General features: G+C 71.6%; 14 protein-coding genes. 3 read left to right on the forward strand and 11 right to left on the reverse strand.

Annotated elements, in window-relative coordinates; all coding sequences use genetic code 11:
- The 4 genes from ACIQ6R_RS29990 to ACIQ6R_RS30005 all read right to left on the reverse strand — a co-directional run.
- Nucleotides 1-329: flavodoxin-dependent (E)-4-hydroxy-3-methylbut-2-enyl-diphosphate synthase (locus ACIQ6R_RS29990; protein WP_404224727.1), on the reverse strand; the 329-nt coding region annotated here is incomplete at its 3' end.
- Nucleotides 330-596: 267 nt separating this feature from the next.
- A complete protein-coding gene (locus ACIQ6R_RS29995; RefSeq protein ID WP_404183472.1) occupies nt 597-1,889 on the reverse strand; it encodes a M50 family metallopeptidase in 1,293 nt (430 codons plus the stop codon).
- Between the two features lie 8 nt (nt 1,890-1,897).
- Complete coding sequence (gene dxr / locus ACIQ6R_RS30000; protein ID WP_404224729.1) at nt 1,898-3,154, reverse strand: 1-deoxy-D-xylulose-5-phosphate reductoisomerase; 1,257 nt, start codon at nt 3,152-3,154, stop codon at nt 1,898-1,900.
- A 170-nt stretch (nt 3,155-3,324) separates the two neighbouring features.
- Complete coding sequence (locus tag ACIQ6R_RS30005; protein ID WP_404182947.1) at nt 3,325-5,271, reverse strand: acyl-CoA dehydrogenase family protein; 1,947 nt, start codon at nt 5,269-5,271, stop codon at nt 3,325-3,327.
- Nucleotides 5,272-5,590: 319 nt separating this feature from the next.
- Here ACIQ6R_RS30005 and ACIQ6R_RS30010 point away from each other — a divergent pair, with 319 nt between their 5' ends.
- Nucleotides 5,591-6,649, forward strand: a complete 1,059-nt coding sequence (locus ACIQ6R_RS30010) for a LacI family DNA-binding transcriptional regulator (protein WP_404182950.1) — start codon at nt 5,591-5,593, stop codon at nt 6,647-6,649.
- Between the two features lie 184 nt (nt 6,650-6,833).
- The gene (locus ACIQ6R_RS30015) at nt 6,834-8,876 is read left to right on the forward strand and encodes a TIM-barrel domain-containing protein (protein ID WP_404224731.1); all 2,043 of its coding nucleotides are present in this window, start codon (nt 6,834-6,836) and stop codon (nt 8,874-8,876) included.
- Nucleotides 8,877-8,931: 55 nt separating this feature from the next.
- Here the strand turns inward: ACIQ6R_RS30015 and ACIQ6R_RS30020 are convergent, their stop codons facing one another.
- The 7 genes from ACIQ6R_RS30020 to ACIQ6R_RS30050 all read right to left on the reverse strand — a co-directional run bounded on the left by ACIQ6R_RS30020 (nt 8,932) and on the right by ACIQ6R_RS30050 (nt 19,954).
- A complete protein-coding gene (locus ACIQ6R_RS30020) occupies nt 8,932-9,651 on the reverse strand; it encodes a hypothetical protein (protein ID WP_404224733.1) in 720 nt (239 codons plus the stop codon).
- A gap of 37 nt (nt 9,652-9,688) precedes the next feature.
- The gene (locus tag ACIQ6R_RS30025; protein ID WP_404224735.1) at nt 9,689-11,905 is read right to left on the reverse strand and encodes a glycosyl hydrolase family 95 catalytic domain-containing protein; all 2,217 of its coding nucleotides are present in this window, start codon (nt 11,903-11,905) and stop codon (nt 9,689-9,691) included.
- Nucleotides 11,902-13,878 carry a beta-galactosidase gene (locus ACIQ6R_RS30030; RefSeq protein WP_404224736.1) on the reverse strand — a complete coding sequence of 659 codons (1,977 nt, stop codon included), beginning with the start codon at nt 13,876-13,878 and terminating at the stop codon, nt 11,902-11,904. Before ACIQ6R_RS30030 ends, ACIQ6R_RS30025 begins: the two co-directional genes overlap by 4 nt.
- Entirely contained in the window at nt 13,878-16,103 is a 2,226-nt protein-coding gene (locus ACIQ6R_RS30035; RefSeq protein ID WP_404224738.1) for a WD40/YVTN/BNR-like repeat-containing protein, read from the reverse strand. The genes ACIQ6R_RS30030 and ACIQ6R_RS30035 overlap by 1 nt, the downstream gene beginning before the upstream one ends.
- A gap of 148 nt (nt 16,104-16,251) precedes the next feature.
- On the reverse strand, nt 16,252-17,187 hold the full coding sequence (locus ACIQ6R_RS30040) for a carbohydrate ABC transporter permease (protein WP_404224921.1): 936 nt from the start codon (nt 17,185-17,187) through the stop codon (nt 16,252-16,254).
- Between the two features lie 14 nt (nt 17,188-17,201).
- A complete protein-coding gene (locus ACIQ6R_RS30045) occupies nt 17,202-18,239 on the reverse strand; it encodes an ABC transporter permease (RefSeq protein ID WP_404182967.1) in 1,038 nt (345 codons plus the stop codon).
- A 26-nt stretch (nt 18,240-18,265) separates the two neighbouring features.
- Nucleotides 18,266-19,954 (reverse strand): extracellular solute-binding protein, encoded by a 1,689-nt coding sequence (locus tag ACIQ6R_RS30050; protein WP_404224740.1) that lies wholly within the window; start codon nt 19,952-19,954, stop codon nt 18,266-18,268.
- Between the two features lie 453 nt (nt 19,955-20,407).
- Here ACIQ6R_RS30050 and ACIQ6R_RS30055 point away from each other — a divergent pair, with 453 nt between their 5' ends.
- A complete protein-coding gene (locus ACIQ6R_RS30055; protein ID WP_404224742.1) occupies nt 20,408-23,284 on the forward strand; it encodes a glycoside hydrolase family 3 C-terminal domain-containing protein in 2,877 nt (958 codons plus the stop codon).
- Nucleotides 23,285-23,331 lie beyond the last annotated feature (47 nt).

Consider the following 23,331-nt stretch of genomic DNA (forward strand, 5'->3'; position numbering starts at 1 on the left):
CCCGCCTCGATCGCGGCGAACACGTACTTGGGCTGGAAGTGGATGTCCGCGATCACCGGGATCTGCGACTTCCTCGCGATCACGGCCAGGGCGTCGGCGTCGTCCTGCGTCGGGCAGGCCACCCGGACGATCTGGCAGCCGGACGCCGTCAGCTCGGCGATCTGCTGCAGCGTCGCACCGATGTCGGAGGTGCGGGTCGTGGTCATGGACTGCACCGACACGGGGGCGTCGCCGCCCACCGCCACGGGCCCGACCTGGATCTGACGGCTCTTGCGGCGCTCCGCGAGCCTGGTCGGAACGTCCGGCATGCCGAGAGAAATCGCAGTCATCTGCTGTGCAACCCCAAGTCGTGGATCAAGGTCCGGCCCCGTTCAGCGGCGGGCTCCGGCCTTCGAGATTACGGCACCGACGTGAACGTCAGGCACACGGCGTACGGGAGGTACACCCTTTGGCGTCCATCTGCCGGGTGATCGGCGTGAAGCCCGGCCCGGGGGGACATGCTCCCCGGATCGGGCTTCTCATCGGATGTGGCGATTGCCCGGTCCGACCGGGTCCGCCCTTTCGGTATCCACCGAAGGGGCCGGACCGTCCGCATCTCAGCTGATGCGTACCGGATTGACGACGTCCGCCACCAGGACGAGCAGCGTGAAGCAGACGAAGATGCCCGCCACCACGTAGGCCACCGGCATCAGCTTCGCCACGTCGAACGGCCCCGGGTCCGGGCGGCGCAGCACCTTGGCCGCGTTCCGGCGCAGTGACTCCCACAGTGCGCCCGCGATGTGGCCGCCGTCGAGCGGCAGCAGCGGGAGCATGTTGAAGAGGAACAGGGAGAGGTTGAACCCGGCCACGAGCATGACGAACATGGCCAGCTGCTGGGTGGGCGGGATGTCCAGGGTGGCGATCTCGCCGCCGACGCGGGCGGCGCCGACGACGCCCATCGGGGAGTCGGCCTCGCGCGGTCCGTCGCCGAAGGCGGCGTCCCACAGGGCGGGGATCTTGGACGGCAGCGCGGCCAGGGAGTCGACGGCGTCGCCGACCCGGTCGCCCATCCAGGTCACGGACTGGCCGAAGTCCTGTTTCACCACGCCGGTGGCGGCGCTGAAGCCGAGGAAGCCGGCGGTGACGTACTCGCCCTCGACGATCTGTCCGTTCGCGTCCTTCTTCGCGACCTGGTTGGTGGCGATCGTCGCCTGGAGGGTGATCTCCTGGCCGCCGCGCTCGACGACGACCGGCACCTGCTCGCCGGGGTTGGCGCGGATCAGGTTGGACAGCCGGTCCCAGTCGTCGGTCCGTACGCCGTCGAAGGCGACGATCTTGTCGCCCGCGCGGAGGCCCGCCGCCGCGGCCGGGGAGGCCGGGTCGGACTTGGTGCAGTCGTCGCGGTTCTCGCTCTGCGAGATGACGCACTGGGAGACGGAGCTGACGGTGGTGGTCTGCTGCGAGATGCCGAAGCCCATCAGCACGGTGAGGAACAGCACCACCGCGAGGATGAGGTTCATGAACGGGCCCGCGAACATCACGATGACCCGTTTCCAGGGCTTGCGCGTGTAGAACAGGCGCTTCTCGTCACCCGGCTCCAGTTCCTCGAAGGCGGCCGAGCGGGCGTCCTCGATCATGCCGCGCCAGGGCGAGGTGGAGCGGGCCTCCAGCCGGCCGTCGGCGCCGGGCGGGAACATGCCGATCATGCGGATGTAGCCGCCGAACGGAATGGCCTTGACCCCGTACTCGGTCTCGCCCTTCTTCCGCGAGAAGAGCGTCGGCCCGAAGCCGACCATGTACTGCGGCACGCGGATGCCGAACATCTTGGCCGTGGAGAGGTGCCCCAGCTCGTGCCAGGCGATCGAGAACAGCAGGCCGACCGCGAAGACGACTATGCCGAGGATGAACATCAGGGTCGTCATGCACGGGCCTCCGCCGTCTGTGCCGCCAGTTGCCGGGCCCGGGCGCGTGCCCAGGCCTCCGCTTCGAGGACGTCCGCGACGGTGAGCGAGGTTCCCGCCCGGGGGGTGCCGTGTTCCTCGACCACCCGCGTGACGGTCTCCATGATCCCGAGATACGGCAGCGCGCCGGAGCGGAACGCCTCGACGCACTCCTCGTTGGCGGCATTGAACACCGCCGGGGCCGTGCCCGCGAGTTCTCCTACGTGCCGGGCCAGGTTCACCGAGGGGAAGGCCTCGTTGTCGAGCGGGAAGAACTCCCAGGTCGACGCCTTGCTCCAGTCGAAGGTGGGGGCGGCGTCGGGGACGCGTTCGGGCCAGCCGAGGCCGATGGCGATGGGCCCGCCCATGTCGGGGGGCGTCGCCTGGGCCAGTGTCGATCCGTCCGTGAACTCGACCATCGAGTGGACATACGACTGCGGGTGCACGACCACCTCAATGCGGTCGAAGGGAATGTCGTAGAGGAGGTGCGCCTCGATCACCTCCAGGCCCTTGTTGACGAGGGTGGCGGAGTTGATCGTGATCACCGGGCCCATGGCCCAGGTGGGGTGGGCGAGGGCGTCCTCGACGGTGACGCTCGCCAGCTGCTCCTTCGTACGCCCCCGGAACGGGCCGCCGGACGCGGTGACGACCAGCTTGCGCACGTCGGCGCGGGTGCCGGCGGCCAGCGCCTGGAAGAGCGCGGCGTGCTCGGAGTCGACCGGGATGATCTGGCCCGGTTTGGCGAGCGCCTTGACCAGCGGGCCGCCGACGATGAGCGATTCCTTGTTGGCGAGCGCGAGGGTGCGGCCCGCCTCCAGGGCGGCCAGGGTCGGTGCCAGCCCGATGGAGCCGGTGATGCCGTTGAGGACGGTGTGGCAGTCGGAGGCGGCGACCTCGGTGGCCGCGTCGGGCCCGGCGAGGATCTCGGGGAGCGGTTCCCCACTGCCGTACTGGTCGCTCAGCGCCTCCCGCAGCGCGGGGACGACGTCCTCGCGGGCGACGGCGACGGTCCGCGCCCTCAGCCGGTACGCCTGCTCGGCGAGGAGGGCGACCCGGCCGCCGTTGGCGGACAGGGCGGTGACCCGGAAGCGGTCCGGGTTGCGCAGCACGAGGTCGATGGCCTGGGTCCCGATCGACCCGGTGGACCCGAGGATCACCACGTCCTTCGGGCCGTCGCCCGCCACCGGGTCGTACACGAGGTGGGGGTCGGCGAGTGGGGCTGGACTGTCGCTCATCCCCCCATTGTTGCCGCAACCGCCCTCCGGGAGGACAGCGCGTCCCTCGCACGGGTGTCGCGGTGCCCGTGCGCCTGCGCCCCGGAGCGGCACGGGGGCCGCCCGGCGGGGTGGGGCCGCGCCCCGCCGGGGCGCTGGACGGCCCCGGCGGGATCCGACGTACGTCCGTCCTACCTGATGGGGCGGTGGACGTTCGCCCGTCGTGACTCGCCCGGGGTGGCGTCCGCGATCCAGGGCCCGTCCCCCGAGGGGTCGACGACACCCTGCTCCAGCCACTCGTACGCGCCGCCCAGCACGCCCTTGACGACCTTGCGGTCGAGGTCGTCGGTGTTGGTCCACAGACGGCCGAAGAGCTCCTCGACGCGGATGCGGGCCTGGCGGCAGAAGGCGTCGGCGAGCTGGTAGGCCTCACGGCCGTGGTCGCCCTCGGCGCGCAGGTGCTCGGCGCGCACGCACGCGGCGCTCATCGCGAACAGCTCGGCGCCGATGTCGACGATCCGGCCCAGGAAGCCCTGCTTGGTCTCCATCCGGCCCTGCCAGCGGGACATGGCGTAGAAGGTGGAGCGGGCCAGCTTGCGGGCGGTGCGCTCGACGTAGCGCAGGTGTCCGGACAGGTCGGGGTGGCCGGACGGGTGGAAGTCGGCGTAGGAGCGCGGGAGCTGCCCGGGTCCGGCGACCAGCTTCGGCAGCCACTTCGCGTAGAAGACGCCCGCCTGCGCGCCCGCCCGCGCCTTGTCCGACAGGGACTTGTCGGGGTCGATCAGGTCACCGGCGACCGAGAGGTGGGCGTCGACGGCCTCGCGGGCGATCAGCAGGTGCATGATCTCGGTGGAGCCCTCGAAGATCCGGTTGATGCGCAGGTCGCGCAGGATCTGCTCGGCGGGCACCGCGCGCTCACCGCGGGCGGCGAGGGAGGCCGCGGTCTCGAAGCCGCGGCCACCGCGGATCTGGACCAGCTCGTCGGCCATCAGGCAGGCCATCTCGGAGCCGTAGAGCTTGGCGAGGGCGGCCTCGATGCGGATGTCGTTGCGGTCCTCGTCCGCCATCTGGGACGACAGGTCCAGCACCGCCTCCAGCGCGAAGGTCGTCGCCGCGATGAACGAGATCTTCGAGCCGACCGCCTCGTGCAGCGCGACCGGCTTGCCCCACTGCTCGCGCACCGCCGACCACTCGCGGGCGATCTTCAGGCACCACTTGCCGGCGCCGACGCACATGGCGGGGAGCGAGAGCCGGCCGGTGTTGAGGGTGGTCAGGGCGATCTTGAGCCCGGCGCCCTCGGGGCCGATGCGGTTGGCGGCCGGGACGCGGACGCGGTGGAAGCGGGTGACGCCGTTCTCCAGGCCGCGCAGGCCCATGAAGGCGTTGCGGTTCTCGACCGTGACGCCCTCGGAGGCGGCCTCCACGACGAAGGCGGTGATGCCGCCCTTGCGGCCCTCCGACTTCGGGACGCGTGCCATGACGACGAGCAGGTCGGCCACGACGCCGTTGGTCGTCCACAGCTTCACGCCGTCGAGGACGTAGTCGTCCCCTTCCGGGACGGCGGTGGTCGCGAGGCGGGCCGGGTCGGAGCCGACGTCCGGCTCGGTCAGCAGGAACGCCGAGATGTCGGTGCGGGCGCAGCGCGGCAGGAACGTGTCCTTCTGCTCCTGGGTGCCGAACATCTTCAGCGGCTGCGGCACGCCGATCGACTGGTGGGCGGAGAGCAGCGCGCCGATCGCGGGATTCGCGGATCCGACCAGGGCGAGGGCCTTGTTGTAGTAGACCTGGGTGAGGCCGAGTCCGCCGTACTTGGTGTCGATCTTCATGCCGAAGGCGCCCAGCTCCTTCAGCCCGGTGATCACCTCGTCCGGAATCCGTGCGTCGCGCTCGATCACGGCCCCGTCGATCTTCGTCTCGCAGAAGTCGCGCAGCTTGGCGAGGAACTCCTCGCCGCGCTGGACGTCCTCGTGGGCCGGGAGCGGGTGGGGGTGGATGAGGTCGAGGCGGAAGCGGCCGAGGAACAGCTCCTTGGCGAAGCTCGGCTTGCGCCAGTCCTGTTCCCGGGCCGCCTCCGCGACCTCGCGGGCCTCACGTTCGGTGACGGTGGATCGGGAGGAGGGGGTGGTTGGTGCGGACATGAGGCTCACCTCGCCGCGAATCGGCATCGGGGGGAGGTACGTCCACGAAGATCGCCGCGATGGGTCACAGGCGAACTTGCGGACGTACGTTACTAGTCGGTGCTACCCGATCGTATTTACCCGATCCCGGGCGGTCCCACCACCCTTCGTGCGGCCGTTCGGCCGATGCCTCGGAGAGGGGACGGCGGGGAAGTAGGTGTCGAAGCGCTTCGACGACCTATGGACACCCACCCCCACTGGGGTTACTGTCGGACCACCCTCACCCGCCATTGTCCACCCCGCGCGCTGTCGAAGCGCTTCACAAAGCTTGGAGAGCTGGATGGTCACCCTCGCCGAGGTCGCCCAGCACGCCGGAGTCTCGGCGAGCACGGTGAGCTATGTCCTCAGCGGCAAGCGGTCCATCTCCACCACCACCCGGCAACGGGTCGAGGAGAGCATCCGGAAGCTCGGCTACCACCCGAACGCCGGTGCCCGCGCCCTGGCCAGCAGCAGGTCGAACATCATCGCTCTGATGATCCCACTGCGCACCGACATGTACGTGCCGGTGATGATGGAGATCGCCATCGCGGTCGCGACCAGTGCGCGCACCCACGGGTACGACATCCTGCTGCTCACCGGCGAGGAGGGCCCCGACGCGGTGCGCCGCGTCACCGGCAGCGGGCTCGCCGACGCGATGATCCTCATGGACGTCGAACTCGACGACGAGCGGCTGCCCCTGCTGCGCGGCACCGACCAGCCGTCCGTGCTGATCGGTCTGCCCGCCGACACCACCGGGCTGACCTGCGTCGACCTCGACTTCCGGGCGACCGGCGCGCTGTGCGTGGAGCACCTGGCGAAGCTGGGACACCGCGACATCGCGGTCATCGGCGAGGCGCCCGCGGTCTACGAACGGCACACCGGCTTCGCCGAACGCACCCTGGAGGGGCTGCGCACCCGGGCGCGGGAGCTGGAGCTGCGGCTGCTCCACCGGCCCTGCGAGGGCGGGTACGACTCGATGGCCGCGACCCTCGCCCGCGTCTTCGACGAACGCCCGGACACCACGGGGTTCGTGGTCCAGAACGAGTCCGCGGTCGAGCCGCTGCTCGCCCTGCTGCGCCAGCAGGGCCGGGCCGTGCCCGAGGACGTGTCGGTGGTCGCGGTCTGCCCCGAGCAGGTCGCCACCCAGGCCTCGGTGCGGCTCACGTCGGTCGCCGTGCCCGCGCAGGAGATGGGCCGGCACGCCGTCGAGCAGCTGGTCGCCAAGCTGGACGGGCGCGGGAGCGACGAGGTCGTGCTGCTCGCACCGGAGCTGACGGTCCGGGCCAGCTCGGGGCCGGCGCCCGCCCGGGCCGGTGCGGGGCAGGCGCCCGTCCGGTCCCAGCCCTTGACCTCTCCGTAGCCGACCTCTCCATAGCCGACCCCTGCGTAGCCGACCTCTCCGTAGCCGACCCCTGCGTAGCCGTTCTCCGTAGCCGACCTCTCCATAGCCGACCTCTGTGTAACCCTCGCTCCGCACCGCGCTCGGCCCCTGCCAGGGCACCGCCATGTCCGCGTTCTCCCCGCACTCCCCCAGGAGCCGCCTCGTGAACCAGCCTGCCGAGATCCAGCCCAAGGTCAGCCTCGCCCAGTCCTCCCCCACCGTCGGCACGTTCCGCGAGCGGGACGGCGCGCTGGAGTGGAGCGGCCGTCAGGAGACCGTGCGGATCGAGGCATGGGGCCCGGACGCGGTCCGGGTCCGGGCCCGCCTCGGCGGTCCGGTGCTGGAGGAGCTGCCCGGCGCCCTGCTGCCGGCGGCGCCGGCGACCGGGAGCACCGTCAAGATCGAGCAGGGGCACGGCTCGCTGACCGTCGGGGCGCTGACCGTGGAGGTCGGCCCCGAGGGGCAGGTGCGCTTCGTACGGACCGCGGACGGCGGTGAGCTGCTGGCCGAGGAACCCGCCCACTTCTGGTGGCCCGGCCCGCGCCTGTACACGGCCGTCGGCAGCGGGCACCACCGGCTGGAGCAGCGGTTCGCCGCCTACGACGACGAGAAGCTGTACGGCCTCGGCCAGCACCAGCACGGCCGCCTCGACCAGAAGGGCCTGGTCGTGGACCTGGTCCAGCGCAACGCCGAGGTGTCCATACCCGTCCTCACCTCCAGCCGCGGCTACACGCTGCTGTGGAACAACCCGGCGATCGGGCGCGTGGAGCTGGCACACAACGGCACCCGCTGGGTCGCCGACTCGGCCCGCCAGATCGACTACTGGATCACGGCCGGCGCCCCGGCCGACGCGCAGCGCCGCTACAGCGCGGTGACCGGCCGTACGCCGATGCTGCCCGCGTGGGCGGCGGGTTTCTGGCAGTGCAGGCTGCGCTACCGCACCCAGGACGAACTCCTCGCCGTGGCCCGGGAGTACAAGCGCCGGAGCCTGCCGATCGACGCCATCGTCTGCGACTTCTTCCACTGGACTCACCTGGGCGAGTGGAAGTTCGACCCCGCCGAGTGGCCCGACCCGGCGGCCATGGTCCGTGAGCTGGACGAGCTGGGCATCAAGCTGGTGGTGAGCGTCTGGCCGTCGGTGTCCCCGCTGAGCGAGAACCACCCGGTCATGGAGCAGCGCGGCTACTTCATCGGCACCCAGTACGGCCCGATGGCGCACGCCGACTGGCCGGACAAGGAGGTCGCGTCCACCGTCCAGGTGGCCTTCTACGACGCCACCAACCCCGAGGCCCGCGACTACGTGTGGTCGAAGGTCAAGGAGAACTACCTCGACGAGTACGGCATCACGGCCTTCTGGCTGGACGCCTGCGAGCCGGAGCTCAAGCCCGGCTTCCCGGAGAACCTGCGCTACTGGGCGGGGCCGGGCCTGGAGGTCGGGAACATGTACCCGGCCGAGAACTCCCGCGCCTTCGACGAGGGCCTGCGTGCCGCCGGCGTGGACGAGGTGATCACCCTCAACCGCTCGGCGTGGGCGGGCAGTCAGCGCCACGGCGCCGCGCTCTGGTCCGGGGACATCGGTACCGACTTCGCGACCCTGCGCCGCCAGATCGCGGCCGGTCTCCACACCGGGCTGTCCGGCATCCCCTGGTGGAACACGGACATCGGCGGCTTCCACGGCGGCGACCCGGACGACCCGGCCTACCGCGAGGTGATGATCCGCTGGTTCCAGTTCGGTGCGCTCTCACCGCTGATGCGCCTGCACGGCTTCCGCGACCCGGGCATGCCGCTGGGTCCGGACATGACCGGCGGCCCCAACGAGGTGTGGTCGTACGGGGAGGAGGCGTACCCGATCCTGGAGCGGTACCTGCGACTGCGCGAGCGGCTGAAGCCGTACGTCCTGGGCGTGATGCGGGAGGCGCACGAGGAGGGGCTGCCGGTGATGCGACCGCTGTTCCTGGAGTTCCCCGAGGACCAGGAGGCCTGGACGGTGGACGACGCGTACCTCTTCGGCCGGGACCTGCTGGTCGCGCCGGTGCTGACGGCGGGCGCCACGGTCCGGACGACGTACCTTCCGGCGGGCGCGCGCTGGACGGACGCGTGGACGGGGGAGACGTACGAGGGCGGGTCGGCCGTGACGGTGGACGCGCCGCTGGACCGCATCCCGCTGTTCCTCAGGGACGGCGCGCGGCTGCCGGTCGCGGGGTGAGCCGAGGGGCCGGTCCCGGACGGGGCCGGCCCCTCGGCCGTGCCGCGGTACGGGGTCAGCCGCCGCTGACCGTCAGGTTGTTGGTGCGGAAGTCCAGGCCGCCGGCGGACGAGGTGATCTCGTAGCCGAACTGCACGTCACCGATGGTCTCGTTGCCCATCCAGCCCTTGGTGTCCTTGATCCATTTCAGGATCGGCAGGATCTGGACGGTCCCCGAGTTCGAGTCCGAGGTGCGCAGGAACGAGAAGACCTCGTTGGCTCCGTTGTCGCCCTTGTAGACGTTCCAGGTGTGGCCGCCGAGCGTGACCGACCCCTGTGGGCTGCCGAGCGGGCCGACCGCGCCGTGGTGGTTGACCCAGAGCATGATCTCGTAGTCGTAGTCCGTGTCCCAGATGTCGTACGACGTGTTGTACGCGCCTGACGACGGGACGGTGACGTTGTAGCTGCTGCTGAGCGAACCGATCGAGGTGATCGGCTTGTTGATCACCTTCTTGGCGTTCGGGTAGGACTTGATGCCGCCGGTGTTCGGGTGGTCGGCCCAGACGCCCCAGTTCGTGCCGGAGTTGGCCCAGACGCACTGGCTGCCGGCGCCGGAGCCCCAGATGTTGTTGTAGAGGGTGTAGCCGTTCAGGTTGGTGTTGCCCCACTGGTCGCAGGAGCTCCAGACGGCGGCCTGGGCGGGAGCGGCGGCGAGGCCGATGGTGGCGCCGAGGGCGAGGGCCGGGGCGAGGAAGGCCGTGGAGAGGCGGCTCAGGGTGCGGGTGCGTGGTGCCATGGGGTTCCTTCCATGGGTGGGGGGGAGGTTGCGGGGGCTACCGCGCCGCGACACTCGCTCTCGTGACGCTGATGACGCGGTTCTCTCCGGCGACGAGGTCGAGCGGTTCGGCGCCGAAGGAGGTCCGGAGTTCGATGCGGTGCGTGCGGCCGGGGCGCAGGACGGCTGTCACGTCGCCGTCGGGCGTCCAGGCGAGGTCGAGTGCCGCCCCGAAGCGGGTGCGGACGCCGCTCAGCCGGCCCGCCGGGCAGCGCTCCGGAAGCGCGGGCAGCAGGACCAGCCGGTCGGGGGTGGACTGCACGAGCATCTCGATGAGCACGGCCGGGAGGGCGTGCGCGGCGTCCGCGTTGTACACGTCGCGGTGGGGGTAGTGCGCGCTCATCAGGGAGGCGTGGAAGAAGTCGCCGTCGAGCACCTGGCCGAGGGCGTGGGCGACCCGGGCGCGGTCCCCGAGCCGGGCCGCGATCAGGGCGTGGTGGAGGTGGCCGTGGGCGGAGTGGTTCTCGGCGCCGCGCAGTGCGAGGGCCCGGTGGGCGGCCTCGGCGAGGGCGGGGGTGTCGTAGGGGTTGATCTCGTCGAGCGGCCAGACGCCGTAGAGGTGGCTGAGGTGGCGGTGGTCGTACGTGTCCTCCAGACCGGTCCAGGCCCATTCGGCCAGTGCGCCGTCCCCGTTGATCCGGTGCGGTGGCAGCCGGTCGGCGAGGGCACGCCAGCGGTCGGCGTGCTCGGGGTGGCGGTCGGCGGCGGTCAGCAGGGCGTGCCGGGCGGCGGAGAGGTCCATGGCCGCGTTGACGGTGCCCCAGCCGGCGTTGGCGGGGCGGTTCTCGGGTGAGTAGGAGGGGACCACGACCGCGTGTCCGGCGTCGTCGGTCCGGGAGAGGAAGTCCTCGTAGAACAGGGCGACTTCGGCGAGCGCGGCGGTGGTGCGGGGGTCGCGGTCGCCGTGGGTCTCGTCGTGGTCGGCGAGGGGCTTGAGCAGCCAGTCGGCGCCCGCGGTCCACAGGTGGAGCGGGTACTCGCGGCTGAAGTGGTACGTGTGCCCGGACTCGCCGTCGGTGTGCGAGGGCGCGACGACGCCTCGGGTGCCGAAGATCGCGCGGGCGTTGTCCCGCCAGTCCGGGAGCTGCCCGTGGACCAGGGCGGCATGGGCCTCGGTGACCTCGGGGAGGGCGGCGGCCGCGGCGGAGGCGGTCTGGAGGTTGAGGTTGGCGTTGGTGGTGAACGCCCCGGACCAGGCGGTGTTCCAGTCGCCGGTCCACAGGCCGGTCAGGCGGGGCGGGAGGAGGCCGCTCGCCGACAGGAGGTGGTAGCGGCCGGCGGCGAACAGACGCTCCAGCAGGGCCGTGCCGCCGGGGCGTTCGAGCAGCGCGGAACCCGGCAGGGCGCGTTCGGCGGGGTCGGCGGCGAGGTCGAGGGTGACGCGGTCGTAGGCGGTGCGGTGGAGGGCGAGGTGGCGGTCGAGGAGACCCTCGTACGACGTCCCGTCCGGCAGGTCGCGCAGGGTCCGGCCCTCGGTGACCACGTCCAGCTCGCCGGTGTGCCGGCGCACCCGGGTGAGGAGCAGTACCTCCGTGGCGCCCTCGACGCGTACGCCGGGCGGAACCAGCTTCGTGGTGCCGCCGGTGACCGCGGCCAGGGTGACGCCGGTGTACGCCAGGTCGCTGCCGGGGTAGCGGGCGCGCAGGCTGAGCAGGGCGCCCTCGGGGGTGAGGGCGGCGCCGTGGCCGACGCCCAGCCCGGTGGGGGCGCCGGGGAGGCGGGGGTCGAGGGACAGGTCGAGGGTGAGGTGCGGGGCGGTGACGTGCTGGACGATCACGTCGTCGGCGCGGGAGACGAAGACACGGCTGGTCCAGTCGGCGCAGGTGGCGGTCGTCTCGCCGGTGGTGAAGTCGACGGAGCGGCGGTAGGGGGCGTGGGTGTCGCCGGGCGGCCTGTTCAGGCGCAGTTGGAAGGCCGGGTGGAAAGGGCGCACCCATTGCAGCGGGCGGCCGTCGGTGAAGCCCTCGGCGGCGGTCGGGTCCCCGGCGAGCAGGCGGTCCTGCAACGCGGGGAGTTCGGCGGCGAGCCGGGGCGGGCGGCGGTGTTCTTCGTCGCCGTTCGGGCGGACGAGCGTGTGGTGGGTGACGATGACCCGGTCGGCGTTCGGATCGCCGAACACGAGGGCGCCGTGGTGGCCGTTGCCGCTCAGGAAGGCGTCCTCCCAGCGGGCGGCGGGCTCGGGCTCCCAGGTGCCGTGTACCGGCGTACCGGTCATGAGGCCGGCTCCCTGAGGACCGCCACGCCGTAGCGGCCGAGGGTGACGCGGTCGGTGACGGTCGCGTCGGTCAGCAGGTCGCGGTGGGTGCCCGGGACGTCGACGGTGACCGGGTCGCGGCCGTGGTGGAGGAGGAACAGCAGGTCGCCGCGGCGTACGGCCTCGACGCCGGCCGGGAGTCCGGCGAGCACCGGTCGGGCGCCCGCGTCGGCGGCGATGCGGGCGAGCAGGTCGCGCAGCGCGTCCGGCTCCGGGAGGGTCGAGAGGTACCAGGCGCGGCCCTTGCGCAGGGCGGCCGGGAGTCCGTCCAGCTCGCCGCCCTTGTAGCGGACGGTCTCGGTGGCGGTGCCGTCGGGCTCGATCTCCTCCGACCACAGGGTGCCCCGGAAGCCGTCGCAGGCGGTCGTCTCGTCCGCCTCCAGGGGCCACCACTCGTGCAGGACGCGGATGCCGAACAGCTCGCGCAACCGGGCGTCCATGCCGCCGGGCCTGACCCGGTCGTCCGCGTCGGCGACGCCGGTGAGGAAGCCGCAGACGAGGGTGCCGCCGACGTGGACGTAGGCGAGGAGGTTGTCGATCGCCGCGTCCGTGAGCGCGTAGAGCTGGGGTACGACGACCGCCTTGTAGGGGGTCAGGTCGTGTTCCGGGTGGGCGAAGTCGGTGGTGAGGTGGGCTTCCCACAGGGCGCGGTGCCAGGCGCGCAGGACGTCGGGGTACTCGAAGCGGGCGGAGGGGCGGCCGTCCTGGGCGCCGGCCCACCAGGAGTGCCAGTCGTGCAGGACGGCGACGTCGGCGGTGACGGCGGCGTCCGCCGCGTGCGGGCCGAGCTTCGCGAGGTCGGCGCCGAGCTGCTTGACCTCCTGGTACGTACGGCCTTCCGCCCCCGCGTGGGAGACCATCCCGGAGTGGAACTTCTCGGCGCCCTGCCGCGACTGGCGCCACTGGAAGTAGCAGACGGCGTCGGCGCCGCGGGCGACGGCCTGGAGGGACCACAGGCGGTTGAGGCCGCGCGGCTTGGGGTGGTTCGCGCCGCGCCAGTTGACGGGTCCGGCCGCCTGTTCCATGAGCATCCACGGGCCGCGTGCCTGGGAGCGGGTCATGTCCTGGACCAGGGCGCCTTCCTGGGCGCCGAGCGGGTCGCGCGGGTCGGGATAGAGGTCGACGGAGACGACGTCCTCCTCCTCGGCCCAGCGCCAGGCGTCCTGGCCGGACCAGAGCGGCATGAAGTTGGTGGTCACCGGGATGTGCGGGGTGTGGCGGCGGACGATGTCGCGTTCGGCGACGTAGCACTCCAGGAGCATGTCGGAGGTGAAGCGCCGGAAGTCGAGGACCTGGGCCGGGTTCTTCAGGTAGTGGGTGCGGCGGGCCGGCAGGATCTCCGCCCAGTCGCCGTAGCCCTGGCTCCAGAAGGCGGTGCCCCAGGCGGTGTTGAGGGCGTCGAGGGTGCCGTACCGGTCCTGTAGCCAGCGGCGGAAGCGGGCGGCGGCCTCGTCGCCGTGGTCGTAGGTGCAGTACTCGTTGTTGATGTGCCACATGGTGAGGGCGGGGTGGCCGGCGTAGCGGGCGGCCAGGGCCTCGGTGATGGCGGCGGCGTGGCGGCGGTAGGTGGCGCTGGAGTGCGAGAAGTGCTGCCGGCCGCCCCACCACTCGGTGCGGCCGTCCTCGTCGCGGGGCAGGGTGTCCGGGTGCAGGTGCCCCAGCCAGGGCGGGGGCGAGGAGGTGGGGGTGGCGAGGACGACGCCGATGCCGTTCGCGTGCATCAGGTCCATCAGGCGGTCCAGGCGGCCGAAGTCGTGCACGCCGGGGCGTGGTTCGAGGCTCGCCCAGGAGAAGACGCCGAGGGTGACGGAGTTGACGCCGGCGTCCTTCATCAGGCGGACGTCCTCGTGCCAGGTCTCCTCGGGCCACTGCTCGGGGTTGTAGTCACCGCCGTAGAGGATGCGGTGGCGGGTGGCGTCCGACAGGCTCGGCATCACCTGGGCTCCCCGTACTGGATGCCGCGTCCGTTGGTCGCGAGGTAGACGCGGCCGTACACGCGGGGGTCGCCGGTGATCGTCTCGCCGGTCCACCCCCACTGGTGCCGGTCGTCGTTGATCCGCGTCCAGCTCCTCGCCTCGTCGTCGGAGCGGTAGACGGCGGTGATGGCCTCGGTGGAGCCGACCTGGTAGATCGCCGGATAGCCGGCGCCGTCGGCGGCCTTGCCGAAGCCGAGGGTGTGGGAGGCCCAGCAGCTGGTGACCTTGGTGAAGGTGACGCCGCCGTCGGTGGAGCGGTGCAGGCCGTTCCACTTCGTGCTCAGCCACAGGTCGCCGGACCGGCCCGGCGCCGCGACCACCTTGTACTGGCTGTCGCCGGCGGGCAGTCCGGTCGCGCGGGCGGTGAAGGAACGGCCGCCGTCGGTGCTGGCGAGCAGTGTGCCCGTGTCGGTGTCGTACGCGTAGAAGAGCGCCGGGTCGGCCGGGTCGGCGACCGGCGTGGCGCCCTTCGGGAAGGAGGGGATCTCGGACCAGGTCGTGCCGTTGTCCGCCGAGCGGTGAGCCGTGTGCTTCGTGCCGTCCCAGTGCACGAAGGACCACAGCAGCACGCTGCCGTCGGCGTTGGTGGCGATCGGGCCGGGGGCGCTCTCGGCGAGGTCGGGCTGGGCCGCGAAGGGTGCCCAGGTCCGTCCGCCGTCGTGGGAGTACGCGCCGTTGCCGTGATCGCCCGTGCCCGTCCGGACGACGTACGCCGGTCTGCGTGCCGCCTGTGCGAGTCCCGTCGCCGACCCGAACACGGGGTTCGTCGCCATGCCGTGCGCCGGAGACGCCGTGAGCCGCTCGTGGTACATCACGCCGATGTCCCGCGACCCGCTGAGCAGGTGCGCTCCCCCTGCCGGGGGTGAGATCAGCTGGGTCACGGACGCCTCCTCCAGGCCGCGGATCCGCGGGGCCCAGCGTCTGAGGTCGCGGGTGCCGTAGAGGGTGGCGCCGGTGCCGTACACGAGGTGCTTCGAGTCGTACGGGTCGAGGGCGACGGCCTGGATCCACCAGCCGAACTTGGGCTGCTCCTCGCCCCACTTCAGGTACGGGGTCTCGGAGACGTCGAGGACGGCCGAGTCCTTCAGGGACGTCCAGGTGCGGCCGCCGTCGGTGGTCCGGTACAGGGTGTCGACCGCCGCCCAGCGGTTGTTGGTGGAGACGACGGCGGTGCCCGGGCGGCGGACGTCGACGGCGACTCCGCCGTAGCCGAAGCTGTCGGCCGACCCGTCGTCGGTGGTCCCGCCGGGCCGGACGGGCGTGACCTCGGTCCAACGGTCGTTGACCGTGCGCAGCTTGTGGACGCTGCCGGTCGACTGGCCGTTGGGGCCCGGTGCGTCGGCGTACGTCACGTACAGCTCGCGGGTGTGCCGGTCGTACGCGGCGCGTATCGGGACCTGGGCCGCGGTGCCGGAGGGCTGTCCGGGGACGGGCTCCCAGGTGGTGCCGTCGGCCGTGCGGAAGAGGTTCGGTGCGGTGCCGTCGGTGTCGCCCCAGCCGGCGTAGACGGTGCGGCGGGCGGCGACGAGGAGGGTGACGCCCTGGCCGGTGGCGCTCGGGGTGGTGGGGAAGCCGGTGACGGGGGTCCAGGTGGCGCCGCGGTCCGTCGACTTCCAGAGGCCGTCGTGCCGGGTGCCCAGCCACAGGGTGTCGCCGTCGCGCGGGTCGACCAGGAGACGCTCGCCGGTGCCCCGGCCGTCCTCGTTGGCGCCGAGCTTCACGGTGAGGTCGGTGCGCTGCCAGGTCCTGCCCCGGTCCTCGGAGCGCAGGATCGCGCCGTTGGTCGACCACGCCTGGGAGTAGGTGCCGCAGGCCAGGTAGAGCCGGTCCGGGTGGGCGGGGTCGACGGCCATCGCCTCGACGCCGAGGAGGTTCCAGTCGTCCCACCCGAGGTGGTCCAGGAGCGGGATCCAGCGGTCGGTGCGGTCGTCCCAGCGGTAGGCGCCGCCGATGTCGGTGCGGGCGTAGGCGAGCCCGCGGACGCGGGGATGGAACAGGACACCGGTGATGAATCCGGTGCCTCCGATGACGGCGTTGCGCCAGCGGTAGGGGCCTGCTTCCGCCGTTTCCGCGGCGGCTCGGGCGCGCCCGGGTGTGAACGGGACGGCGGTGAGCGCGGCGGCGGCCGCGGTTCCGGCGAGTACGGCACGCCGGCTCGGGCTGCCTGACACTGACGCATGCATGACATACCTCGTTCTGTGCGGCTCGGGGGCGGGGTGGGCGGTGCGACCGAGGGTGGGCGGAGCGAGCGGAGGGGCGGGGCGAGCGGGTCCGTCGTGGCCGGCCGCCGGTCAGGAGCGACCGGCCACGACGGAGCTGGGGGTGAGGGCGTCAGCCCTTCACGGCGCCGGTCAGCATTCCCTTCTTGAAGTGACGCTGAACGAACGGCGACAGCACGGCCACCGGCAGCAGGGCCATGACCATCACCGCCATCTGCACGGCGAGTCCGGAGAGTTCACCGGTCTTGATCGCCTGGCCGAGGCCGACCGGCGCCTCCTGTTTCTGCACGAGCTGGATCATCACGTTCTGCAGGGGCAGCATGTCCTGGTCGTTCAGGTACAGGGAGGCGTTGAACCAGGCGCTCCAGTAGCCGACGGCGTAGAACAGCGTGATCACCGCGACGACCGCGCGGGAGAGCGGCAGGACGATCTGCCACAGGATGCGCAGGTCGCCGGCGCCGTCGATGCGGGCGCTGTCGATCAGCTCCTGCGAGATGCCCATGAAGAAGCCGCGCAGCACCAGGATGTTGAAGACGCTGATCGCGCTGGGCAGGATCAGCGCGAGGTAGTTGTCCATCAGCCCCAGGGACTGCACCAGCAGGTAGGTGGGGATGAGGCCCGCGCTGAAGAACATCGTGGCCAGCAGCGTCATGAGGATCCAGCGGTGGCCGAGCGAGCCGCTGCGGGACAGCCCGTAGGCGCACAGCACCGACACCGCCATCGAGAACAGGGTGCCGACGAGGGTGATACCGATACTGACGAGCGCGGCGCGGGTGACCTGGCCGCCGCTGAGCAGTTCCTGGTAGGCGACGAAGGTGATGTCCGTCGGGACCATCACCAGCCCGCCGGCCTCGTCGATGGACTTGCGCGAGGAGAGGCTCGTGACGACGACGATCCACAGCGGGAACAGGATGGCCAGGCAGGCCAGCAGCAGGACCAGCCCCTTGCCGGCCAGGCCGGCCCGGCTGGGTTTCTCCTCCCACACCGGACGGGGCGGGGCCGCCCACCGGCCGGGCCCCCGCGCGGGCTTGTCGATCGCGGCGGTCACTTCCTGAACGGCGGTCACTTCTTGTACACCCCCTGCTCGCCCATGAGGTGGGCCACCTTGTTCGCTATCAGGACCAGGCCGAGGCTGATGACCCCCTTGACGAGGCCGGCGGCGGCCGCGTAGCCGAAGTCCTGGTTGCGTACGCCGTTCCACCACACGAAGGTGTCCAGGACTTCCGCGGCGCCCGGCCCGACGGCGTCGCGTTGCAGGAGGATCTGTTCGAAACCGACCGTCAGGGCGTCGCCGACGCGCAGCACCAGCAGCAGGGCGATGACCGGGCGCAGCGCGGGCAGCGTGACGTGCCACATCCGGCGCCAGCGGTTGGCACCGTCCATCGCGGCGGCCTCGTACAGGTCGGGGCTGACCGAGGCGAGCGCGGCGAGGAAGACGATGATCCCCCAGCCCGCGTCCTTCCACACACTCTGCGCGGTGACCAGGAACTTGAAGGTGTCCGGGTCGGTCATGAGGCTGAGCCCGTCGTACCCGTGGTCGCGCAGCAGCTGGGACAGCAGCCCGGCACCGCCGAACAGCTGCTGGAAGACGGCGATGACCAGGACCCACGAGAAGAAGTGCGGCAGGTAGAGGATGGCCTGCGAGATCGCCCGCACCCGGGGCCGGACCACACTGTTGATGAGCAGCGCGAGCAGGATCGGGATCGGGAAGTACAGCACCAGCTGGAGGACGAACAGCAGCAGCGTGTTCCGCACGGAGTTCCAGAAGGCCGAGTCCTCGAAGATCCGCTGGAAGTTCTCCAGGCCCACCCACGGGCTGTGCAGGATGGAGACGATCCCGTTGTCGCTGATGTAGGGGTCGTACTCCTGGAAGGCGACGACGTTGCCGAGGATCGGTACGTAGTTGAAGAGCAGCACCAGCAGGACGGCCGGCAGCGTCATCAGCACCAGCACGCGGTCACGCCGGAACCTGACTCCGAGGCTCAGCTTCCCTGTGTGCGGCTTGGCCTCGCGGGAGCCGGCGGCGTCGCCGGACGCCACCGGGGTCTTCTTCGTCGCATCGGCCTCGGCTCTGGTCCGAGGCACCGTGTTGTGGGACACGGCCGTTCTCCTCGCCTCGGTACCGGTCAGCCCGCCGCCGTGCCGTTCTCGTCGAGCAGCTTCTTGTACCAGTCGCGGAGCTTGTCGCCGCCCTTGCTCTTCCAGTCGGAGACGGCCTGCTGCACGTCGCTGATCTTCTTGCGGCCGCGGACGACGTCGTCCTCGAGCTGCTCGAAGTCGTTGGAGAGGTTGGTGTAGCGGGCGGGCTCGGTGACCTGCATGCCGTAGAACGTGGGCTTCCTGGTGAAGGCCCCCATCCGCTGCTGCCACTCGACCTGCCCCTTGGCGACCTCGGGGAAGTCGGGGTGGGCGATGGTCGCGGCGGGGCTCGCCACCATCACGTAGGCGTTCATCACGTCGATGTTGCCCTGGTCGGTCTTGGTGGGCACGCCGTCCTCGACGGTGTAGTGGGTGCCCTCCACGCCGTAGTTGGTGGCCATGTACTCCTTGGTGCCGTACGGCGCGGCGGTGACGTTGGCGACGGCCAGCACATCGCGGATCACGGACTCGGACGCGTTCTTGTTGACGAAGGCGAAGATGCCGGCCGGGTTCTGCGCCCACAGCGTGGGGTCACCGCCGTCGTGCCCGAAGATGTCCATCCCCCAGATCTTGAACTCCGGGTTCTGGGAGGCCTGTTCCGCGGTGCGGCTCCACCACTGGGAGGTGTCCTGGTTGTAGATGAGGAACTCGCCGGCGGCGAACTTGGGCCCGGGGTCGGCGGCGTTGCTCTTGCCCAGCTTGGCGTCGGGGTGCACGACGCCGGCGGCGAACAGCTTGCGCGTCCACTCCAGGGCCTCTAGGTACTCTTCGGTCTCGATGCGGTAGATCAGCTTGCCGTCGGCCTGGTTCCAGCCGAGTGACTTCTCGTTGCCGGAGAGCACGCCGAAGGCGTTGAAGGCGGTCCACTTCATGTCCAGGCAGGCCCAGCGCTTGGCCTTCGCGTTGGTGGCCTCCTTGGCCAGCGCCATGAACTCGTCGCAGGACCGGGGGACTTCGTAGCCCTCCTTCTCGAAGATGTCCTGGCGGTACAGCGGCACGATGCCGGTCACGTACGAGGACGGCATCGGCAGACCGCGCAGCTTGCCGCCGAAGATGGACCGCTGCCAGGCGTCGGTGGGGATCGCCGCGAGGTTGGGGAAGTCCTTGACCGCGTCGCCGGAGAGGTAGGGGCCCAGGTCGGCGAACTTGCCGATGATGGCGCTGGGGATCTTGCCGGTCATGTTCCAGCCGGGCACGACCACCACGTCGGGTACCTCGCTGGAGGCCAGGACCGCGCCGAGTTTCTGGTCGTAGGTGTTGCCGTCCTGGTTCTGCCAGGCCACGTCGACGCCGATGAGGTCGTTCATCGCCTTGTAGTAGGCGTTGTCCTCCTTCGGCGGGGACCCCCAGAACGGCGACATGATGGTGACCTTGCCGCCCTTGCCGAGCTTCTTCGGCACCGAGGTCTTCAGGTCGGCGAGGTCGAGCTTGCTGGTGAAGCCGACCGCGGAGCCGTTCTTGCTGGGGATGTCGGGGGTGACCACGTTGCCGGCCACGTAGGCCGGCAGCAGCTTCTTGGCGTCCTTGCCCGACGTGGTGCCGTCCCGTGATCCTCCGTCCGACCCACCGCCGCACGCGGAGAGCAGCGGCATCCCTCCCGCCACCGCTGCGGTGGCGACCGCGGTGGAGGCGAGGAACTTTCTCCGGCTGGGGCCGGAGGCGGCGTTCGGCGTCATTGCGTCAACCCTTCGTGGCGCACCAGGACACCCGGCGGTGGCCGTCGGCTGCGGTGTCTCGAGTGGAACTGGCTGAGCTGAAGCGGTCGTCGGAGGAATGCCCGGATTCGGCCGCACCTCAAGGTGAACCAGGTGCACCAAGTGCAACAGGTACACCCGTTGCACCCGTTGCATCAGGTGCCCAGGTGCACGTCCGGGTGGGAGCCTCGTAGTCGAAGCGCTTCGATGTTGCTGCGAGGTTAAGTGAACGCCTGGGGGTGCACAAGAGTCGTTTCCAGAATTCCTCCGAGGTATGGGGAGGGCGGGACCGCCCGAACCGGCTCATGTGACGCTTGGGTTGCGAGGAGAAGTCGGAGGTGATGCGCGGAAGTGGCTTGACACCCACCCCCGGGCCGACTGAGCATCGAAGCGCTTCGAAAGCGCCCGGCCGCTCCATCGCAAGGGGAACTCCACGTGACCGCACCCACGCCGCCCACGCCGCCTTTCCGTGATCCGCGTCTGCCGTTCGCGAAGCGCGTCGACGACCTGCTGTCGCGGCTCACGCTCGACGAGAAGACCGGGTTCCTGCACCAGTTCGGGCCCGCCGTCGAACGGCTCGGCGTCGCCGCTTTCCGCACCGGCCAGGAGGCGCTGCACGGCGTGGCCTGGATGGGCCCGGCGACCGTGTTCCCGCAGGCCGTGGGGCTCGGCGCCACCTGGCACGAGGACCTGGTGCGCCGGGTCGGCGAGGCGGTGTCCAAGGAGGCGCGGGCGATGCGCGCCCGCGACGACCGCGTGGGCCTCAACGTCTGGTCCCCGACCGTGAACCTGCTGCGCCACCCCCTGTGGGGCCGGAACGAGGAGGGCTACTCCGAGGACCCGAGACTCACCTCGGCCATCGCCACCGCCTACACCCGCGGCCTGCGCGGCGAACACCCGACGTACTGGCGCACGGCGCCCGTCCTCAAGCACTGGCTCGCGCACAACAACGAGACCGACCGGGACACGTCCTCGTCCTCCGTCCGCCCCCGCGTCCTCCACGAGTACGACCTGCGCGCCTTCCGCGGGACGGTCGAGGCGGGCGCGGTGGCCGGGGTGATGCCGGCGTACAACCTGGTCAACGGCCGCCCCAACCATGTCTCCCCGTACCTGAACCGGCATCTGCGTGCCTGGACGGAGGACGACCTCCTGGTCTGCTCGGACGCGGGTGCCCCTTCCAACCTGGTCGACTCCGAGCACTACTTCGACACCCACGAGGAGGCGACCGCCGCCGCCCTGCGGGCCGGGGTGGACAGCTTCACCGACCACGGCACGGACTCCTCGAAGATCGTCGCCCGTATCCGGGGCGCCCTCGAACAGGGCCTGCTGACCGAGGCCGACATCGACGCGGCCGTGCGCCGGCAGCTGTCGGTCCGCTTCCGGCTCGGCGAGTTCGACCCGGAGCACGACCCGCACGCCGTCACCGCGGAGACCGCGGGCGCCGGCTTCGACACGCCGGAGCACCGGGCGCTGGCGCTGGAGGCGGCCGAGCAGGCGGTCGTCCTGCTCAAGAACGACGGCGTGCTGCCGCTGGCGGCCGACACCCGTGTCGCGGTCGTCGGGCTGCTCGCCGACGAGTGCAAGCTCGACTGGTACAGCGGCACGCTCATCCACCGTTCCACCCCGCTGGAGGGCCTGTACGAGCGGTTCGGCGCCGAGCGCGTGAGCTTCGCGGAGGGCGTGGACCGGGTCCGGCTGAGGACCGCCGCCGGTACCTTCCTGCACGTGCTCCCGTCGGACGAGTCCCCCGACGAAGCGCGCGGCGCCGAGGGCGCCCTCGACCCGGCCCTGCTGGCCGGCCGCACCGACCTGCCGCCCCTCACCACCGACGCCGTCGGCACCGAACTCGCGCTCGTCGACTGGGGCGAGGGCGTCCTCACCCTGCGCGCACCCGACGGCCGCTACCTCTCGGTCGCCGAGGACGGTTACCTGCGCGCCTCCGCCGACCAGCCCGGCGGCTGGGTCGTGCAGGAGACCTTCCGCCTGGAACCCCACGGGAACGGGCACCTCCTCCGGCACACGGGGACGGGTGGTCACGTCCATGTCGCCGCCGACGGCGTGAAGGTTGCCGCCCCGGACACGCCCTCGGACGACGGCGCCCCGGAGGTCTTCGACGTGGTCGTCACCGAGCGCGGCGAGGACGCGGTGACGCGGGTGGCGGCGGAGGCGGACGTGGTCGTGGTGGTGGCGGGCAACGACCCGCACATCAACGGCCGGGAGACCGAGGACCGTACGACGCTGCGGCTGCCCGCCCACCAGGAACGCCTGCTGCGCGCGGCGCGCGCCGCCAACCCGAGCACCGTGCTGACGCTGGTGTCCGCCTATCCGTACGCGGTCGACGCCGACGCGCTCCCGGCGGTGCTGTGGACGGCGCACGGCGGACAGGCGGCCGGCACCGCGCTGGCCCGGGTCCTCGCCGGGGACGTCTCCCCCGCCGGACGGCTCCCGCAGACCTGGTACGCGGACGACACCGACCTGCCGGACCTGCTCGACTACGACGTGATCGGCGGCCGTCAGACCTACCTGTACTTCGAGGGGACGCCGCTGTTCCCGTTCGGGCACGGCCTGTCGTACGCGTCCTTCTCGTACGCGGACCTGGCGGCGCGAGTGGGGGACGGGGAGGTGTCCGTGTCCTTCACGGTCACCAACACGGGGGACGTCACCGCCGACGAGGTGGCCCAGCTCTACGTCCGCGCCGAGGCCCCGCCGGTCCCGCGCCCGCGCCGCGAACTGCTGGCCCACCGCCGCGTCACCCTGGCCCCGGGAGCCACGGCGGACGTGTCCTTCGAAGTCCCGCTGTCCGCCTTCGCGTTCTGGGACGTGGCGCACGGCCGGTGGCGGCTGGAGCCGGGCCCGTACGCCCTGCTGGCGGGCGCCTCCAGCGAGGACGTCCGCCTGTCGACGACCGTGTCCCTCGCCGGCGAGCCCGCCGCCCCGCGCCCGGTCCGTGAACGCGGCCTGGTGGCCGCCGACTTCGACGAGCAGAGCGGCACGGAGCTCGTCGACCGGACGAGGGCCACGGGCGACGCGGTGACGCCGGTGGCGGCGGGCGAGGGCGAACTGCTCTACCGCGGCTGCGACTTCGGTCCCGGGGTCACCGGGGTGACCGTGACGGTGGCGGGAGGCGCGGGCACCGTGGAGATCGCCCTCGACGGCGGCCCGGCACCGGCGGTGCTGACACCGGACGCGCCCACACCGGGCCCCTACGACTACGTGGAGATCGGCGCCGCGCTGACCGCCGAGGGCGTACACGATCTCCGCATCAGGCTGCGCGGCTCTCTGCGGCTCGCGCACGTCGGCTTCTCCGGCTGAGGGTCCGCAGAAGCCGACCCGGGGAGGGGGCCCGGCACCGACGCCTG

The sequence above is a fragment of the Streptomyces sp. NPDC096048 genome (assembly GCF_044763415.1).
Taxonomy (GTDB): Bacteria; Actinomycetota; Actinomycetes; order Streptomycetales; family Streptomycetaceae; genus Streptomyces.

Excerpts from the sequence above, each read along its gene's own strand:
- ACIQ6R_RS29995 (WP_404183472.1), bottom strand. The coding sequence starts at position 1,889 with ATGTTCATCCTCGGCATAGTCGTCTTCGCGGTCGGCCTGCTGTTCTCG.
- dxr (WP_404224729.1), bottom strand. The coding sequence starts at position 3,154 with ATGAGCGACAGTCCAGCCCCACTCGCCGACCCCCACCTCGTGTACGAC.
- ACIQ6R_RS30005 (WP_404182947.1), bottom strand. The coding sequence starts at position 5,271 with ATGTCCGCACCAACCACCCCCTCCTCCCGATCCACCGTCACCGAACGT.
- ACIQ6R_RS30010 (WP_404182950.1), top strand. The coding sequence starts at position 5,591 with ATGGTCACCCTCGCCGAGGTCGCCCAGCACGCCGGAGTCTCGGCGAGC.
- ACIQ6R_RS30020 (WP_404224733.1), bottom strand. The coding sequence starts at position 9,651 with ATGGCACCACGCACCCGCACCCTGAGCCGCCTCTCCACGGCCTTCCTC.
- ACIQ6R_RS30025 (WP_404224735.1), bottom strand. The coding sequence starts at position 11,905 with ATGACCGGTACGCCGGTACACGGCACCTGGGAGCCCGAGCCCGCCGCC.
- ACIQ6R_RS30030 (WP_404224736.1), bottom strand. The coding sequence starts at position 13,878 with ATGCCGAGCCTGTCGGACGCCACCCGCCACCGCATCCTCTACGGCGGT.
- ACIQ6R_RS30035 (WP_404224738.1), bottom strand. The coding sequence starts at position 16,103 with ATGCATGCGTCAGTGTCAGGCAGCCCGAGCCGGCGTGCCGTACTCGCC.
- ACIQ6R_RS30050 (WP_404224740.1), bottom strand. The coding sequence starts at position 19,954 with ATGACGCCGAACGCCGCCTCCGGCCCCAGCCGGAGAAAGTTCCTCGCC.